The sequence below is a fragment of the Bradyrhizobium sp. Ce-3 genome, from assembly GCF_022835695.1.
Classification (GTDB): Bacteria; Pseudomonadota; Alphaproteobacteria; order Rhizobiales; family Xanthobacteraceae; genus Bradyrhizobium.
Genome location: NZ_BQUV01000008.1, coordinates 345,455 through 361,247 on the forward strand (window position 1 = coordinate 345,455; position 15,793 = coordinate 361,247).

A 15,793-nucleotide genomic window follows, 5' to 3' on the forward strand; every position below is an offset into this window, starting at 1 on the left:
TGCGGATCGTTCCCTAGTTGCTGTTGATCACGAAACGCAGCGGCTTGCTTCCGATGAACGTGACCTGATCACCCTGCCGCCGCCAGCTCGTCATGTCGCCGAGCGCAGCCAGCAGATCCTTGTCGGCCTGCGCCCGCTCCGGCGTGCAGCTGCGGTTCTCCATCGCGCCGGGAACGAACACGATGGTGTTGCCGGCAACCGAGAACTGGCCCTTGCCGCCATCGCACCACAGTTCGAGGATCACCTCGCCATTGTCGCCGACCTCGATCGAGGGAATCCGCTTGGAGCCCGGCATGCGCGCGGCATCGAGCGTCATCACGAAACCGAACGGGAATTCTTCCTGGGCCCGCGCGGGCCCCGTGCCGACAGCCGCGGCAATCAGCGCCAATGCGGCCATGCCGCCGTTCAAAGCTCGCTTCATCGAGATCATGCCATTCCCCGCAATTGCGACCGCCCTTGTATGGGACGAGGCCGCGATTGGCCAGAATGGCGGCGCGAGAAAAAGCGCTTGAAAAGCAAAATCCCCGCGGGCTCGCACCCGCGGGGATCCTGGTTTCGGCGACGCCTCGCCGCGTTATTTCAGGACCATCGCCGTGAACGGATAGACATAGGCCTGCAGGGTCACGAACAGACCGACCAGGCACGCCAGCACGATCGAGTGCACGAATACGTAGCGCAGGATCGTGCCCTCGTGGCCGTACCAGTTGGTTGCGGTCGAGGCGACCACGATCGATTGCGCGTCGATCATCTTGCCCATCACGCCGCCCGAGGAGTTCGCCGCCGCCATCAGGATCGGCGGCAGGCCGAGCTGCTCGGAGGTGATCTTCTGCAGATTGCCGAACAGGATGTTGGAGGCGGTATCCGATCCGGTCAGCGCCACCCCGAGCCAGCCGAGCAAGGTGCCGAAGAAGGGATAGAGCACGCCGGTCGCGGCGAAGGCGAGGCCGAGCGTGGCGTCGACACCGGACAGCCGGGTCAGCGTGCCGATCGCCAGCATCGCCGAGATCGTGATCAGCGAGATCGCGCAGAGGCGGATGGTGCGGCCATATTCGGAGATCATCTTCAGCGGCGAAAAGCCCGCCAGGAAGCCCGAAATGATCGCAGCAACCAGCATGCCGGTGCCGGTGAACGACAGGTAGGTGAAGCCGAACACGGCACCTTCCGGCGTCGGCTTGGCGGCCACCGGCGGCACCTTGAGGATCAGCTTGTCGAGCTCGGGCACCGGATAGTTCCAGACGAAGTTGGCGTTCGCCCAGGTCTTGAAGGCGCCGTTGCCCCAGATCAGCATCAGCACGCAGACGATGATCCACGGCAGCAGCGCGCTCCACAGCTCGCGCTGCGTCAGCGGCGTCTTGTCCATCGGCGGAGCGGCCTGCATCGTCGCCGCCGATTCATCGCGGCCGCGCAGCGCCGGCGACAGCCAGAGCTGCCGCGGCTGCCACACCTTCAGGAACAGGATCAGCGCGCCCATCGAGATCAGCGACGCCCCGATGTCGACGATCCAGGGGTTGATGTAGTTCGAGATCACATATTGCGGGATCGCAAACGACACGCCGGTGACCAGGATCGCCGGCCACACTTCCTTCATGCCGCGCCAGCCCGCGAACGCCCACACCACCCAGAACGGCACGATCAGCGAGAACAGCGGCAGCTGCCGCCCGACCATGGCGCCGAGGATGTAGGGATCGAGCCCGGTGACCGAGGCGAGGCCCTGGATCGGCGTGCCCAGCGCACCGAACGCGACCGGCGCGGTGTTGGCGATCAGCGACAGGCCGGAGGCCGCGAGCGGCGAGAAGCCGAGGCCGATCAGCACCGAACCGGTGATCGCGACCGGCGTGCCGAAGCCCGAGGCGCCCTCGAAGAAGGCGCCGAACGAGAACGCGATCAGGAGAAGCTGCAGCCGGCGATCCTCGGTGACGCCACCGACCGCCCGCTTGAGCAACTCGAACTGGCCGGTTGCGACCGTGAGCTGGTAAAGGAAGATGACGTTGAGAACGATCCATCCGATCGGGAAGAAGCCGGAGACGATGCCGAGCACCGAAGCGCGGATCGACATGTTGGCCGGCATCGTGAACACGAAGATCGCGATCAGATTGGTCAGAATGACTGCGATGATGGCCGCGATATGCGCCTTGACCTTGCCGCTGGCGATCATGACCAGCAGCGTGACCACGGGAATGGCGGCGGCGACCGTCGACAGCCCAGCATTGCCCAGCGGATTGTAGATTTGATTCCAGGTGTTCATCTCGGGTCCTCCCCATGTTCTTATGCAGCGCGCCGGCCCGGTGCAGGCAGGCGCCGCTGGTGCGATTGCGGGAGTCCGTCGAGAAAAGTTGTAGCCCCGGCTCGCGAATGAACGATCGGTAAGGATCGCTCACATCCTCGCGAAAAATCGAAGGTCCCCCGCCCCTCGCCGTTGTCGTCATGCTAGGGTTGACTCGATCGCCGGGACAAGCCAACGCTTGCATGCCAGACCTACGACTTTAGTCGAGGTGCACTGCGATTGTCCCGATTCTTCAGGCCGTTGCGGCCGCTTCCCCGGAGACGATAATCTGTGAACAACATTCGCTCGACGCTCGCGACGGTGTGGCGCATCGCCTCGCCCTATTTCAACTCCGACGACAAATGGGCGGGCCGCGGACTGTTGGCCGCGGTGGTGGTCATCGAGCTCGCCAGCGTCTTCTTGACCGTGCTGTTCAACCGCTGGAACAATGTCTTCTACACCGCGCTGCAGGAGCGTGATCAGGCGGTCTTCACCTATCAGATCGGTTATTTCTGCGTGCTCGCGGCGTTCTGGATCGGCCTGAAGGTCTACCAGCTCTATCTCAATCAATGGCTGCAGATCCGCTGGCGGCGCTGGATGACCACGCGCTATCTCGGCGACTGGCTGCACGATGCCAACCACTATCGGATGCAGTTGCTCGGCGATGCCGCCGACAACCCCGACCAGCGTATCGCCGACGACACCCAGCGCTTCGTCGAGCAGACCCTGACGCTCGGGATCGGCTTGCTGAGCGCGGTGGTGACGCTGGCCTCCTTCGTGGTCATCCTGTGGGGTCTGTCCAATCAGGCGCCGCTGCATCTGTTCGGCAAGGACATCGCGCTGCCCGGCTATCTGGTATGGGGCGCGCTGATCTACGCGACGCTCGGAACGGTCCTGACCCATCTGATCGGCAGGCCGCTGGTCGATCTCAACTTCCGGCAGCAACGGTTCGAAGCCGATTTCCGTTTCAACCTGGTGCGGACCCGCGAGAACGCCGAACAGATCGCACTGCTGCACGGCGAACCGGCCGAGCGCACCCGATTGCTCGATCGCTTCGGCTTCGTGGTCGGAAACTGGCTCGACATCATGCAGCGAACCAAGAAGCTGACCGCGTTCACCGCGACCTATTCGCAGGCCGCCGTGATCTTCCCTTACGTGTTGATCGCGCCGGCCTATTTCGCCAACAAGATCCAGCTCGGCGGCATGATGCAGACCGCGTCCGCCTTCAGCAGCGTGCAGGATTCACTGTCGTTCTTCATCTCGGCCTACCGGACGCTGGCCGAATGGCAAGCGGTGATCGCGCGTCTCGACGGCTTCGAGAATTCGATCCGCGGCGGCGATGCGCTCGCGCAGCGGCAGGACATCATCCACGTCAAACCGGCGGGCGGCGACGCGATCGATCTCGACGATCTCCTGGTCACGCTGCCGGACGGCAAGCCGTTGCTCGCGGCTGACGGCTTCAGCCTTCGCGACAATGAACGCACCCTTGTCACCGGCCCCTCCGGCGCCGGCAAGTCGACGCTGTTCCGCGCGATGGCCGGCATCTGGCCGTTCGGCCGCGGCGCGGTCCAGGTCCCCGCCAATGCCAGCCTGATGATGCTGCCGCAACGTCCCTATCTGCCGATCGGCTCGCTGCACGATGCGGTGGTCTATCCGGGCCAGGCTGCGAACTATGATGCAGGACGGGTCCGCGAGGTCCTCGCCGCCGTCGGACTGCCGCAGCTCGCGGCGCGGCTCGAGGAACAGGCGCACTGGAACCGGATGCTGTCGCTCGGCGAGCAGCAGCGGCTTGGCATCGCCCGCGCGCTGCTGCATGCGCCGCAATTCCTGTTCCTCGACGAGGCGACGGCCTCGCTCGACGAGCCGTCGGAAGCGGCGCTGTACAGGCTGATCGCCGACAGGCTGCCCGGCACGACCGTGGTTTCGATCGGCCATCGCTCGACGCTCGACGCCTTCCACCAGCGCAATGTCGCGCTGGTCCGCGACGGCGACCGCTTCACCCTGCGTGACGCGGTCAAGGTCGGCGCGTCGTAAGGCGCGCGACGGATTCAGCGAGGCCCGCAAAAACAAAAGGGCGGCAGATTGCTCTGCCGCCCTCTCGGTCTCCGGAAGGAGAGATTACTTCAGGTTGGACATCGCGGTCAGGTCGACCGAGAGCTTGGCGATACCCGCCGCGCCGCACCAATTGGAGCTCGTGCCACCCGGATTGATCGGGGTGACCGCAGTGGTTCCGCCGGCGGTGAAGTCGCTGGTGAAGGCAGAGCAATCACCCTTCGACATGTCGGTGTCGGAGTAGCGCAGATCGAGCGTGAACACCTTGTAGGTGAAGCCGATGCCGATGTTCCAGGTGTTGTAGTCGGCATACTTGATGCCGTTCGGGAACGCCGGGACGCCGTAGAAGCTGTCGGAGGTGCCGAGCCACTGCCGACCGAACTCACCCGACACATACATGCCGACGCCGCTCGAACCGAACACGGTGCTGGGCGCGGTGTACTTGCCGATGATCGACGAGTAGTTGCCCCAGGCGCCGGTGTTGAGGAAGTTCGGCGAGTAGTACTCGTTGATGGTGAACGCCCAGTTGTCGTTGATGGTCCAGGTCGCCTTGCCATAGACTTCGAAGAACGAGACGTCCTTCTTCATGACGGCGAGGTTGGTGAGGGTATTGGCCTGGCACTCGGCGCTCAGCGGATTGCCGGCGAAGTCGGCCACGGCACCGCCGCCGTAGTAGCAGGTTCCACCCGGATACAGGTAACCCCAGACACCGATGTCGAAGGCGAAGGCGCCGAAGGTCGGGCGGATACCGCCGTAGACGTCGACTTCAGCCGCCGCGCGGTTGGCGAAGGAGATGCTTTCGGTCGACGTACCGACGTAGAGCTGCAGGTCCTTGCTGACGTTGTAACGCGGCTCGAAATAGGCGGTGACCGACGGATTGTGGTTCGACTGGGTGACGCCGCGGAAGATGTAGTCGCTCATGATGCCTGCGCCGAAGGCGATGTCCCACGGGTCGAACGGAGCCGGCGGCGGCGCCTTGACGGCCTTCACCGCCATGTCAGCTGCCATTGCCGAGCTCGAAATCATTGCTAGCGCCGTTGCTAACAAAGCCAGTTTCTTCATGACGATCCCCATCTACTGTTCCAGACAGCCCAGCTCCGGTGGCCCCCAGGGCGTGCGATAACGGACTGCAACTAAATCGCGTGGATCAATCTGAGGCCCGTGCACGGTACCGTGAAGCCAAAAAGACATGCATGTGCCGACTTTTTAGGCGTTCTAGCGATCTTGTCGCATGTTGATTTGCGGGTGTTGCATTTGCACAACAAGCCGGAAGCTCCCGTACGGGTTGAACCGCTCATCCGGCGCTGGCGACGAGCCACAGCTGGCCGGATCACCAAGCGCCGGCGCGAATCGCCATGCCCGCAAGACCACGGACTGCCGGCACGAGACACGGGCTGCCGCCGGCACGGAAAAAGCCGCAGCGGCGTCCGCTGCGGCTTCGATCGGTTGAACCGGTTCAGTTTCGGTTAGTGGTGCTCGCCCTCTGAGGTGCCCCAGCTCGGCGCCGGTTCGTGGCTCGGCGTGGCCCAGCTTGGAGCCGGCTGCGGAGCCGGCTCGGGCGCCGGAGGTGCAGCGACCGGGGCGGCCGGCTTCGGCGCGGCGGCCTTCTTCGGTGCGCTCGCCTTGGCAGCCTTCTTGGCGGCTTTCTTTGCGGCCTTCTTGGGCGCGGCCTTCTTCGGAGCGGCCTTCTTTGCAGCCTTCTTGGCTGACTTCTTCGCCGATTTCTTTGCGGATTTCTTGGCCGATTTCTTCGCCGATTTCTTGGCAGACTTCTTCGCAGCCTTCTTGGCCGACTTCTTCGCGGACTTCTTCTTCGCCGCTACCGCCTTCTTGGCCTTTTTGGCCTTCTTGCTTTTCTTCGCCTTCTTCGCCTTCGCCATCGTGGTCCTCCTGTTGCCGCTATGTGAGTCCACCGGGCGCATTGAAGTGATCGCTTGCCGAACCTTGGCTGCACCTCGGAAGAGACAGCCTCCACTTCGCTTGTCGGGCATGATGGCCGCGCGATCGCTTCGCGTCTGTGGCTGAGGAAGCGCCGGTCCTTCACACTGCGTCAGACACTTTGCGTCAGGAGACACTTTGCGTCAGGGCAAGGTTGAGGTCCGGATCATGCTCGAATGGCAGTCGATCAATTCAATCCTGGCCGGGGACCTCCTGTCGCCCAATCGAGAAGCTCAATCGTGTGCACCACAGGAACTGACGTACCGCCGGCAATCTGAACCATGCAGCCAATATTGCCCGCAGCGATCATGTCCGGTTTGACAAGCGCAATATTGGCGACCTTGCGATCGCGCAATCTGCTCGCAATGTCGGGCTGGAGAATGTTGTAGGTCCCCGCCGAACCGCAACACAAATGGCTCTCAGGCACATCTTTCACCACGAATCCATTCTTGGAAAGCAATTCTTTCGGAAGTTGAGTGATTTTCTGCCCATGCTGCAACGAACAAGCTGAATGATAGGCGACGGTGACGTCGCCTTTCTGCGTTGAAGGCGCGAGCTCGAGGCCAGCGAGATACTCGGTGATATCCTTTGCCAGCGCCGAGATTCGCTTGGCGGCTTCAGCGAATGTTTTGTCCTCGCGCAGCAGGTAGCCGTAGTCTTTGACAACTGTCCCACAGCCCGAGGTCGTCACCAGGATGGCGTCGAGCCCGTTCTGGTCCGCTTCCCTTTGCCACACCGAGACGTTGCCGCGTGCGCGCGCCAGCGCGTCGCCGTCCTGTCCCATGTGATGGGTCAGCGCGCCGCAGCATTGCTCGTCCTTGACCAGCACCACCTCGACGCCGTGCCGGGTCAGGACGTTGATCGCGGCCTGATTGATGCGTGGCGCGAGCACCTGCTGGGCGCAGCCCTGCAGCAGCGCGACGCGGCCGCGCCGCCGGCCGATCGGCGCAAACACGGTTCCCGCAGCCGGCCCCGGCTGCGGCAGCCCGCGCGGCGCCAGCGCCAGCATCGCCTTGATCCGCCGCAGCAGGCCGGGGCTTGCCGCGCCGACCGACGGCGTCGGCAGCAGCGCCGTGAACGGACGGGCGAGCCCGGCCAGGATCATGCTGATCCGGAACAGGCCCGGCCGCGGCAGCACGTAGGCGAGCACCGACCGCAGCAGCCGCTCGGTCAGCGGACGTTGGTAGTCCCGCTCGATCCGGACCCGGGCCTGGTCGACGAGGTGCATGTAGTTCACGCCCGAGGGACAGGTGGTCATGCAGGCGAGGCACGACAGGCAGCGGTCGATATGCTTGACCACGTCCGCCGTCGGCGGCGTGTCCCTCTCCAGCATCTCCTTGATCAGGTAGATGCGGCCGCGCGGGCTATCGAGCTCGTCGCCGAGCAGCACATAGGTCGGGCAGGTCGCGGTGCAAAAGCCGCAATGCACGCAGGCGCGCAGGATCTTGTCGGCTTCCTGGATGTCGGGATCGGCAAGCTGCGCCAGGCTAAACTCGGTCTTCATGCGCCCCCGCCTCGAATCATCCGGCCGCGATTGAGGATCGACCTCGGATCGAAGCTCGCCCTGATGCGTTCGCCGAGTGCGGCAAGCCCGGCCGGCTGCGGCTGGAACACGTCGACCGCGCGGCGCACATCCTCGCTGCCGCGGATCAAGGTGGCGTGCCCGCCGATCGCCTCGACCTCGCCGCGGACCAGCGTGGCCTGGGCGTCGGCGCTCTGCGGCACCGCGGCCCAGATCAGCCCGCCGCCCCAATCATAGATCACGTCGCCACCGGTGGCGCGCGCCAGCGCCTGGCCCAGCGCGCCGCCGGCGGCCGGCGGGCAAACGATGCGCCATACCGGCCAGGCGCCGAGCGCGCCGTTTGCCGCGAACGGCGCCACGTCGCGCAACTCGCTCCAGATCGCGACCGAGGCGTCGTCAGCCAGGCTGTCGACCGTTCCATAGGACGAGAGGGTCTGGCTCAGCGACGCCGCGCGATGTGCCGCCGACGCTGAAATCCCCTCGAGCCGCACCAGCGTCACCGGCTGGCCGGAGGCTGCGAGGCCGGCGAGCGCGCCGGTTCCAAGCCGCAGCGCCGAACCCGGCAGATGCGCCGCGCCCGAGACGTCGAAGGGCGAGCCCAGCGCCGCCGTCATTGCCGTGTTGGCGGTGACGTCGTCGAGCCCGCGCAGCACCAGCGTCCGCTCGGCCTCCGGCTTCGGCATGACCTTCAGCGTCACCTCGGTCATGACCGCGAGCGTGCCCCAGGAACCGGTGAGCAGCTTGCAGAGATCGTAGCCGGTGACGTTCTTCACCACCCGCCCGCCGGTCTTGAAGCTGTCGCCGAACCCGGACACCGCGTGCGCCCCGAGCAGATGGTCGCGGGCGCCGCCGGCCTTGATGCGGCGGGGACCGGCAAGGCCGGCACCGATCATGCCGCCGATCGTGCCGGCTCCGGCGGTGCCGAGCAGCACCGATGTATCCATCGGCTCGAAGGCGAATTGCTGGTTCTTGGCATCGATCAGGGATTGCACGTCGGCGAGCGGCGCGCCGGCCTGCACGGTGATGATCAGCTCGTTCGGCTCATAGGCGGTGACCGCGTTCAGAACCGAGACGTCGAGCACCGCATTGGTCGCCATCGGATGGCCGATGGCGCGCTTTGATCCATGACCAATGACCTCAAGGGGCTGCTCGCTCGCGATCGCCGCGCGCACCACCTCTTCGACGTCCTTGACGTCTCTGACTTTGAGCGTTTCCACCCGCTAGCCGGTAACGAAATTTGGCTCCGAAATCAAATGCGCGCGCCGAACAAATCCCTGAATGCCGCAAGCCCTGCCTCGGTGATCTCGACGGAACGGCCCTGCGGCCGGCGCCGGATCCAGTCGCGCTGCAACGCGAGGTCGGCAACCGCGGCCCCTGCCCGCCCGGCCAGATGCGGACGCCGCTCGCTCCAGTCGAGACAGGGCCGGCACAACAGCCGGCGGCCCCGCGCCGGCGCACGCAGATCGATGCCGAGATCGCCGAGCAAGGCGCGGCCCGACGCGGTCAGCTCGCCGGCCTCCTGATCGAGGTGGAGGTGGCCGCGCTCCCGCATCGCGTCGGCGACGGCGACGCCGAGCTCGCCGGCAAGGTGGTCGTAGCAGGTCCGGGCCCGGCGCATCTCCGCATCGATCCGCGGCGGCGGCCGGGCGGGATGCGGATCGATCGCCGCAACCGTCATCATGCCCTCGAGCATCTGCGCAACCAGCGGGGTGGCCAGCCGGTAGAGGCGGCGCGGGCCGCGCCGCTCGACCTTGAGCAGCGCGCGCTCGACCAGCTTCGAAAGATGCCAGCTTGCCGTCTGCGGCGTGACGCCGGCGACCAGCGCCAGTTCGCTTGCGGTCTGCGCGCGCCCGTCCATCAGCCGCGACAGGATGCCGGCCCGGCCGGGATCGGCGATCAGCGCGGCGAGTTCGGCGAGCTCTGGTGCAATGGTCTGCATGGCCGGCTCCTGCATCGATCTTTGTCATCCGTTTGTCGCACGACGCTCCTCCGTAACGCTTCGATCATGATCGAAATGTTCACGACATCGACACTTCGACCGCCGCCTAACCGAGCGCGCGGCACGATCCACTATCTGTCGCGTTGCGGTTCGGCCGGCAGGACGGTTGGCGCAGTTCACCTGGAGGCGATCATGAAGCGTTCGGAAGTCACGACCACGACGATGATGCTCACCCGGCGATCGGCCATCGGCTCGTTCGCCATCATGGCGATCGCCGGCGTCTCGCCCTGGGCCGGATCGCAAGCTCGATCGGAGCAAAGCAACGGAGGAATGCCAATGAAGCACTATGCGATGAGCACACGAACCATCAGCGATGCGATCAACACGTCAGGCCTTTTGGTCGTGGCGCAATGGGAAGCCAAGGAAGGACAGGCCGACAAGGTCGCGGCGATTCTCGACGGCTTCCTGCCCGAGGCGCAGAAGGACCCTGGCACAAAGCTGTTCCTGATCGGCCGCGGCAAGGACAATCCGGCGCAATTCCTGTTCTACGAATTGTTCCAGGACGAAGCCGCGTTCAAGGCGCATTCGGACAGCGCCGCCTTCAAGACCTACATCGCGGAGCAGGCGCTGCCGCTGCTCGCCAGGCGCGAACGGACGCAATACACGCTGCTCTGACCGACGACGACGCGGGGAGGGCTTGTGGCGCAGGTCCTCCCCCTCCGGTGGAATATCAGACCGGCGCGCGGCTGCTGCCGAGCGTTGCACCCAACTCGATCCGCTCGGGCGATTGACGCCAAAAGGCTGCGATCGATATCCGGGAGAGCACCGCCACCTCGATCTGCTCGAGCTGCGTCCTGAGCCGAAGCGCATGCTTCTCGACCAGATGCCAGGACACGAACGCGACGCCGAAGGCAATCGGCAGGCTGATCAGGATGTTCAGATACCAATGCTGAACCGGGGGGCCCAACGCCGCAACGCTCTGCTGGACGACGACCCCGTAGAGATACATCCCGTACGAGTAGTCGCCGGATGACACGATCCAGCTTCGCCGCGGGTTCATGAGCCCCAGATAGCACGCGACATATGCGACGGGTCCGACGATCAACGCGTCGGTGCATCCAGTGGCCATCCCGGCCGCGCAAAGCGTCAGCGCGAGCAGGAACGCGGTGCGGTTGAACGGGACCTTGTCGCGCCAGAGATAGAAGCCGACCCCTGCAAGGAAGCAGAACACGAGCAGCGGCGGACGAAGGTGAATATAGTGCACGTCCGAATGGTAGATATCGTGGCAGGCGAAACCGATCTGGGCGAACACCAGAAACGCGAGATACAGCACCCTGTTGAAGCAGATCGCGGTCACCGCGAGCAGCGCCAGGATCACGTAGCACCACAGCTCAAATGGCACCGTCCAAAGCTGCGCATTCACCGAAAGAGGCACAGGATTGCTCAGAAAGACGCCCGGAAGCTGATAGTGGACGTCGCCGACGATATTGTGAAAATAGGCATAGAATTTCGGGTCGGCGAAATACTGCGCGAGGGGAAGCGCCGTGAAGATCGGGCCGATGATGATGGCCGAGAGTGTGGTCTCGACCGCGAGCGCGGGCACGATGCGAAGCACGCGCAGGCCGAGAAATGAAATCAGGCTCTTGCACCTCAGCAAGCTCGCCGTCACCAGAAATCCGCTCAGGGCGAAGAACAGCGCAAGGACCATCGCGCACCCGATGCGGATATGGCCCAGGATCTCCATCGCCCGGTCGCTTCCGAAGACGACGCTCGCACTGTGCAGGCAGATGATGCTGGCCGCCAGCGCGAGCCGCAGATAGTCGAAGCCTGCGGGCCGATAGCGCGAAAGAGCCAACTGATCGGCCAGGCTGAACATGGGTTCGCACTGCGCTTTCGAGACAACTACGTGATCAGAAACTATCCAGCAATGAACTAACGGGGCATGAACGGATAACGCGCAAACCGGTGCATGCTCAATCCAGTCGACACGCAAGCGAATTCGCAGCAAGCAATGGTTAAGGCTATCGGCCGGAGAGGACGATCGATCGAACTGGATTGATCGCCCCCGGCTGGACGACAGCCTGTCGCTCGGTTTGTTCGCCCCGGCGCCGGAAGCCGAGGATCGAAATCCTGGAGAGCATCGCGGCTTCCAACCGCTCGACGGCAGCCCTGAGCCGCAGCGCATGCTTTTCGACGAGATGCCAGGACGCGATGGCGATGCCGAAGGCGAGCGGCAGGCTGATCAGGATGTTCAGGTACCAGTGCTGAACCGGCGGGCCAAACGCGGCAATGCATTGCTGGATGACGAAGCCATAGAGATAGAGCCCGTAGGAGTAATCGCCTGACGACACGATCCAGCTTCGCCGCGGATTCATCAGGCCGAGATAGCACGCGACATAGGCGGCCGGCACCGGAGCCAGCGCATCGCCGCGCCCGGTGGCCATCCCGGCGGCGCACAGCACCAGTGCCAGCAGGCAGACGGTCCGGTTGAACGGCACCTTGTCGCGCCAGAGATAGAAGCCGACGCCGGCGAGGAAGCAGAACACCAGGAGATGCGGGCGAAGCTGGATCGGCACCTCGTCCCAGCGGTAGAGGTCGTAGCCGACCAGCCCGATCTGGGCGATCACCAGGAAGACAAGGTAGGCCACCCGGTTGAAGCAGATCGTGGCCACCGCGAGCAGCGCCAGGATGACGTAGCACCAGAGCTCATACGGCACGGTCCAGAGCTGGGCATTCACCACGTCCGGCAGCGGATTGTGCAGGAAGACGCCCGGCAGCTCGTAATGGATGTCGCCGACGATGTTGAGGAAATAGGCGTGGAACTTCGGGTCGGCGAGATACTGCGCCAATGGCAGTTCGGTGAACAGCGAGCCGATGATGACGGCCGACAGCGTCGTCTCGACCGCAAGCGCGGGCCCGATCCGAAGCACGCGCAGGCCGAGGAAGGAAATCAGGCTCCTGCATCGCAACAGGCTCGCCGTCACCAGGAAGCCGCTCAGGGCAAAGAACAGTGCCAGGATCATCGCGATGCCGATCCGAAGCGTGCTCTGGATTTCCAGCGCCCGGCCGAGCCCGAGCGTCACGTTGGCGCTGTGCAGGCAGATGATCGTCGACGCCAGCACGATCCGCATGTAGTCGAAACCCGCGGGCCGATTGCGCGAAAGCGCCAGCTGGTCGGCCAGGCTCGGCATCGATGTGTTTCCGAAGACGCGCATCTCTCGAAAATACCGAAGAACAGCTGAAGGCCGTGTAAATGGTCCCTGGCGGAATTGCAGCGACGCGCGACGGCGCGCCACGGCCGTCGCGGCAAGCATCGGTTAAGGTTATCGGCTGACTAGCACGATCGGTCGAAATGTATCGATCGAGGCGCCAGGACGCGCGCGATGCATGTTGGCCTTGGGGCCAATAGCTGACGTGGCTCCCGATGCTCTAAAGCAGACTGGTTATCGTCATTCGGCAACCGGTGATTTGTTCGCGGCGCAACGGCCGCGGGGAGAGCCGCCACGATGAACATCAAGCTGATCGCCATCGTCCTGCTCTCGATGATCGCGCCGGAGCGGGCTCGCGCCGCAATACTGACCGACGCCGAGGCGGCATTCCTCGAGCAACTCGTCACCGCGGCCGCGGTGCTCGAACAACGATGCACCGGCTATGAGGCCGATGGGGCCGGCGGCGTCCAGCTCGGCGCCAGACTTCTCGGCAGCCCGGATGCCGCGATGGCAATGATCAACGCCTTCGACGCGGCCATCAAGGCCAACGACGGCAACCGCTACGAAGAGAGCAGATACCGCCCCGAGGTTGCCGAGGCGGCCGGCCAGACCTTCAAGCAGGTCCGAGCGGAGTTGATCCAGGACCCGGAAGGAGCCTGCGCCGATTACGGCGAGGCCAGCGTGACGCGCGGCCTGCTGCGACGGTACTAGAACCGCGGGATATCCGGGAAGGCCAGCTTGCCGGCGTGGACATGGACGCGGCCGAGCTCGGCACAACGGTGCAAGGTGGGGAACACCTTGCCGGGGTTGAGCAGGCCCTCGGCATCGAACGCGCATTTCAGCCGCTGCTGCTGGCTGAGGTCGATCTCGGTGAACATCTCCGGCATCAGGTCGCGCTTCTCGATGCCGACGCCATGCTCGCCGGTCAGCACGCCGCCAAGCTCGACGCAGCAGCGCAGGATGTCGGCGCCGAACGCCTCCGCCTTCTCGATCTCGCCCGGTCTGTTGGCATCGTAGAGGATCAACGGGTGCAGATTGCCGTCGCCGGCGTGGAACACGTTGGCGACGCCGAGGCCATATTTCTCCGAGAGTTCGCGGATCCGCGCCAGCGCCTTCGGCAGCGCGCCGCGCGGGATGGTGCCGTCCATGCAGAGATAGTCCGGCGAGATGCGTCCGACCGCGGGGAAAGCGGCCTTGCGGCCGGCCCAGAACAGATTGCGCTCGGCTTCCGAATTGGAGATCTGCAGCGTCACCGAGCCGCAGCCCTTGGCAAGGCTCTCGACCCGCGTGATCAATTCGTCAACCTCGACCTGCGGACCGTCGAGCTCGATGATCAGGAGCGCCTCGACGTCGAGCGGATAGCCGGCATGGACGAAGGCTTCCGCGGCGTGGATCGCCGGCTTGTCCATCATCTCCATGCCGCCCGGGATGATGCCGGCGCCGATGATCCGCGCGACGCACTCGCCGGCGGCCTCGACCTCGGCAAAGCCGACCATCAGCGCACGCGCCGTCTCCGGCTTCTGCAGGATGCGCACCGTGATCTCGGTGATGACGCCGAGCAGCCCCTCCGAGCCGGTGATGATCCCCATCAGATCGTAGCCGGCGTTCTCGGCTGACTTGCCGCCGATGCGCAGGATCTCGCCCGACATCAGCACGATCTCGCAGCCCAGCACATTGTTGGTGGTCATGCCGTATTTCAGGCAGTGCACGCCGCCGGAATTCTCCGCGACATTGCCGCCGATCGAGCAGGCGATCTGCGACGACGGATCGGGCGCGTAATAGAAGCCGGCATGGGCGACCGCCTGGCTGATCGCGAGGTTGGTGACGCCGGGCTCGGTGACAACCGCGCGGTTGTCGAAGTCAATCTCGCGAATCCGCTTGAACTTGCCGAGCCCGAGCAGCACGCCGTCGGCAAGCGGCAGCGCGCCGCCGGACAGCGAGGTGCCGGAGCCGCGCGGCACCACCTTGATGCCCTCCTGCTGGCAATATTTGAGGACCTTTGCGACCTGCTCGGTGGTATCGGGCAGCACCACGACCATCGGCGGCTGCCGGTAGGCGGTCAGGCCGTCGGATTCATAGGCCAGCATCTCGGCGGCGCTGTCGATCACGCCCTCGCCCGGGACGATGGCACGCAAGGCGGCCACGATCTCAGTGCGGCGGGCAAGGACGGCCTGATCGGCCGCCGGCATCATGATGGACATTGGTGTTCCCTCGGAGCGCTCTGCGCGCTTTGCCGATTTGTTACGACAAATCAAGCAGGTCTGCACCTGTTTCAGTGAGCCGGCCGAAGGTCGGATTGCCTCGCACCGCAAGGGCGAGTTCTCTCTCGGACAAGCGGGCAGCCATGAAACCTGTCAAAGTTTCGTGGCTTGTCCTGTCCAAGCCGGACATGCCACAAACGATCACTGCCTCCCGGGACGAAACGAAGAGAACCCCATGAACCTAAAGACCTTGAGCGCGCTGGCGGTCGTCACATCGCTGGCCACTGTATCCTCCGCGCTGGCGCAGGATGCCGCCGCCGGCAAGACCTCGTTCAACAAGTGCCTCGCCTGCCACGCGATCGGCGAAGGCGCCAAGAACAAGGTCGGCCCCGAGCTCAACGGCCTCGACGGCCGCCACTCCGGCACCGCGCCGGACTACAATTATTCCGATGCCAACAAGAATTCGGGCATCACCTGGAACAAGGATCAGTTCCTCGAATACATCAAGGATCCGAAGGCCAAGATCCCCGGCACCAAGATGGCCTTCGCCGGCATCAAGAACGAGACCGAGGCCAACAATCTGTGGGCCTATGTGTCGTCGTTCGACAAGGACGGCAAGCAGAAGTAATCGGCGGTATCGGACGTCATCCGCGAACGTTGGAAGGGGAT

14 protein-coding genes are annotated in these 15,793 nt (G+C 64.6%); 4 read left to right on the plus strand and 10 right to left on the minus strand.

Going from position 1 to position 15,793, the window contains the following annotated elements:
- Positions 1–13: 13 nt before the first annotated feature.
- Together BRSPCE3_RS27200 and BRSPCE3_RS27205 are read right to left on the minus strand one after the other, a co-directional pair.
- Positions 14–430, minus strand: coding sequence for an META domain-containing protein (locus BRSPCE3_RS27200; protein ID WP_244069391.1), 417 nt, complete (start codon positions 428–430; stop codon positions 14–16).
- Positions 431–574: 144 nt separating this feature from the next.
- Positions 575–2,245: an L-lactate permease gene (locus BRSPCE3_RS27205; RefSeq protein WP_244069392.1), complete on the minus strand. Its 1,671-nt coding sequence runs from the start codon at positions 2,243–2,245 to the stop codon at positions 575–577.
- Positions 2,246–2,554: 309 nt separating this feature from the next.
- Here BRSPCE3_RS27205 and BRSPCE3_RS27210 point away from each other — a divergent pair, with 309 nt between their 5' ends.
- Positions 2,555–4,297, plus strand: coding sequence for an ABC transporter ATP-binding protein/permease (locus BRSPCE3_RS27210; RefSeq protein ID WP_244069394.1), 1,743 nt, complete (start codon positions 2,555–2,557; stop codon positions 4,295–4,297).
- 84 nt (positions 4,298–4,381) lie between these two features.
- On the opposite strand, the gene BRSPCE3_RS27215 is transcribed toward BRSPCE3_RS27210, so the two are convergent.
- The 5 genes from BRSPCE3_RS27215 to BRSPCE3_RS27235 form a co-directional block, all read right to left on the minus strand.
- Positions 4,382–5,377: a TorF family putative porin gene (locus BRSPCE3_RS27215; RefSeq protein WP_244069395.1), complete on the minus strand. Its 996-nt coding sequence runs from the start codon at positions 5,375–5,377 to the stop codon at positions 4,382–4,384.
- Between the two features lie 404 nt (positions 5,378–5,781).
- Positions 5,782–6,195, minus strand: a complete 414-nt coding sequence (locus BRSPCE3_RS27220; protein ID WP_244069396.1) for a histone — start codon at positions 6,193–6,195, stop codon at positions 5,782–5,784.
- Positions 6,196–6,440: 245 nt separating this feature from the next.
- Positions 6,441–7,757 carry a glycolate oxidase subunit GlcF gene (gene glcF, locus BRSPCE3_RS27225; protein ID WP_244069398.1) on the minus strand — a complete coding sequence of 439 codons (1,317 nt, stop codon included), beginning with the start codon at positions 7,755–7,757 and terminating at the stop codon, positions 6,441–6,443.
- On the minus strand, positions 7,754–8,992 hold the full coding sequence (locus tag BRSPCE3_RS27230) for an FAD-binding protein (RefSeq protein ID WP_244069400.1): 1,239 nt from the start codon (positions 8,990–8,992) through the stop codon (positions 7,754–7,756). Before BRSPCE3_RS27230 ends, glcF begins: the two co-directional genes overlap by 4 nt.
- A 32-nt stretch (positions 8,993–9,024) precedes the next feature.
- Positions 9,025–9,714 (minus strand): helix-turn-helix transcriptional regulator, encoded by a 690-nt coding sequence (locus tag BRSPCE3_RS27235; protein ID WP_244069401.1) that lies wholly within the window; start codon positions 9,712–9,714, stop codon positions 9,025–9,027.
- 192 nt (positions 9,715–9,906) lie between these two features.
- Between BRSPCE3_RS27235 and BRSPCE3_RS27240 the strand changes: the two genes are divergently transcribed.
- Positions 9,907–10,389: a putative quinol monooxygenase gene (locus BRSPCE3_RS27240; RefSeq protein ID WP_244069402.1), complete on the plus strand. Its 483-nt coding sequence runs from the start codon at positions 9,907–9,909 to the stop codon at positions 10,387–10,389.
- Between the two features lie 55 nt (positions 10,390–10,444).
- Here the strand turns inward: BRSPCE3_RS27240 and BRSPCE3_RS27245 are convergent, their stop codons facing one another.
- Together BRSPCE3_RS27245 and BRSPCE3_RS27250 are read right to left on the minus strand one after the other, a co-directional pair.
- Entirely contained in the window at positions 10,445–11,707 is a 1,263-nt protein-coding gene (locus BRSPCE3_RS27245; RefSeq protein WP_244069403.1) for an acyltransferase, read from the minus strand.
- Positions 11,708–11,735: 28 nt separating this feature from the next.
- A complete protein-coding gene (locus BRSPCE3_RS27250; protein WP_244069405.1) occupies positions 11,736–12,905 on the minus strand; it encodes an acyltransferase in 1,170 nt (389 codons plus the stop codon).
- A gap of 315 nt (positions 12,906–13,220) precedes the next feature.
- On the opposite strand from BRSPCE3_RS27250, the gene BRSPCE3_RS27255 reads away from it, so the two are divergent.
- Positions 13,221–13,634: a hypothetical protein gene (locus BRSPCE3_RS27255; protein ID WP_244069406.1), complete on the plus strand. Its 414-nt coding sequence runs from the start codon at positions 13,221–13,223 to the stop codon at positions 13,632–13,634.
- On the opposite strand, the gene BRSPCE3_RS27260 is transcribed toward BRSPCE3_RS27255, so the two are convergent.
- Entirely contained in the window at positions 13,631–15,124 is a 1,494-nt protein-coding gene (locus BRSPCE3_RS27260) for an FAD-linked oxidase C-terminal domain-containing protein (protein ID WP_244069407.1), read from the minus strand. The two genes, BRSPCE3_RS27255 and BRSPCE3_RS27260, sit on opposite strands and share 4 nt — an antisense overlap.
- A 235-nt stretch (positions 15,125–15,359) precedes the next feature.
- Here BRSPCE3_RS27260 and cycA point away from each other — a divergent pair, with 235 nt between their 5' ends.
- On the plus strand, positions 15,360–15,752 hold the full coding sequence (cycA, locus tag BRSPCE3_RS27265) for a cytochrome c-550 CycA (protein ID WP_244069409.1): 393 nt from the start codon (positions 15,360–15,362) through the stop codon (positions 15,750–15,752).
- The last annotated feature ends 41 nt before the right edge of the window (positions 15,753–15,793 follow it).

Bases quoted from the DNA above. Each gene is read 5' to 3' on its own strand.
- BRSPCE3_RS27200 (WP_244069391.1), bottom strand. From the start codon at position 430: ATGATCTCGATGAAGCGAGCTTTGAACGGCGGCATGGCCGCATTGGCG.
- BRSPCE3_RS27205 (WP_244069392.1), bottom strand. From the start codon at position 2,245: ATGAACACCTGGAATCAAATCTACAATCCGCTGGGCAATGCTGGGCTG.
- BRSPCE3_RS27215 (WP_244069395.1), bottom strand. From the start codon at position 5,377: ATGAAGAAACTGGCTTTGTTAGCAACGGCGCTAGCAATGATTTCGAGC.
- BRSPCE3_RS27220 (WP_244069396.1), bottom strand. From the start codon at position 6,195: ATGGCGAAGGCGAAGAAGGCGAAGAAAAGCAAGAAGGCCAAAAAGGCC.
- glcF (WP_244069398.1), bottom strand. From the start codon at position 7,757: ATGAAGACCGAGTTTAGCCTGGCGCAGCTTGCCGATCCCGACATCCAG.
- BRSPCE3_RS27235 (WP_244069401.1), bottom strand. From the start codon at position 9,714: ATGCAGACCATTGCACCAGAGCTCGCCGAACTCGCCGCGCTGATCGCC.
- BRSPCE3_RS27240 (WP_244069402.1), top strand. From the start codon at position 9,907: ATGAAGCGTTCGGAAGTCACGACCACGACGATGATGCTCACCCGGCGA.
- BRSPCE3_RS27250 (WP_244069405.1), bottom strand. From the start codon at position 12,905: ATGCCGAGCCTGGCCGACCAGCTGGCGCTTTCGCGCAATCGGCCCGCG.
- BRSPCE3_RS27255 (WP_244069406.1), top strand. From the start codon at position 13,221: ATGAACATCAAGCTGATCGCCATCGTCCTGCTCTCGATGATCGCGCCG.
- BRSPCE3_RS27260 (WP_244069407.1), bottom strand. From the start codon at position 15,124: ATGTCCATCATGATGCCGGCGGCCGATCAGGCCGTCCTTGCCCGCCGC.
- cycA (WP_244069409.1), top strand. From the start codon at position 15,360: ATGAACCTAAAGACCTTGAGCGCGCTGGCGGTCGTCACATCGCTGGCC.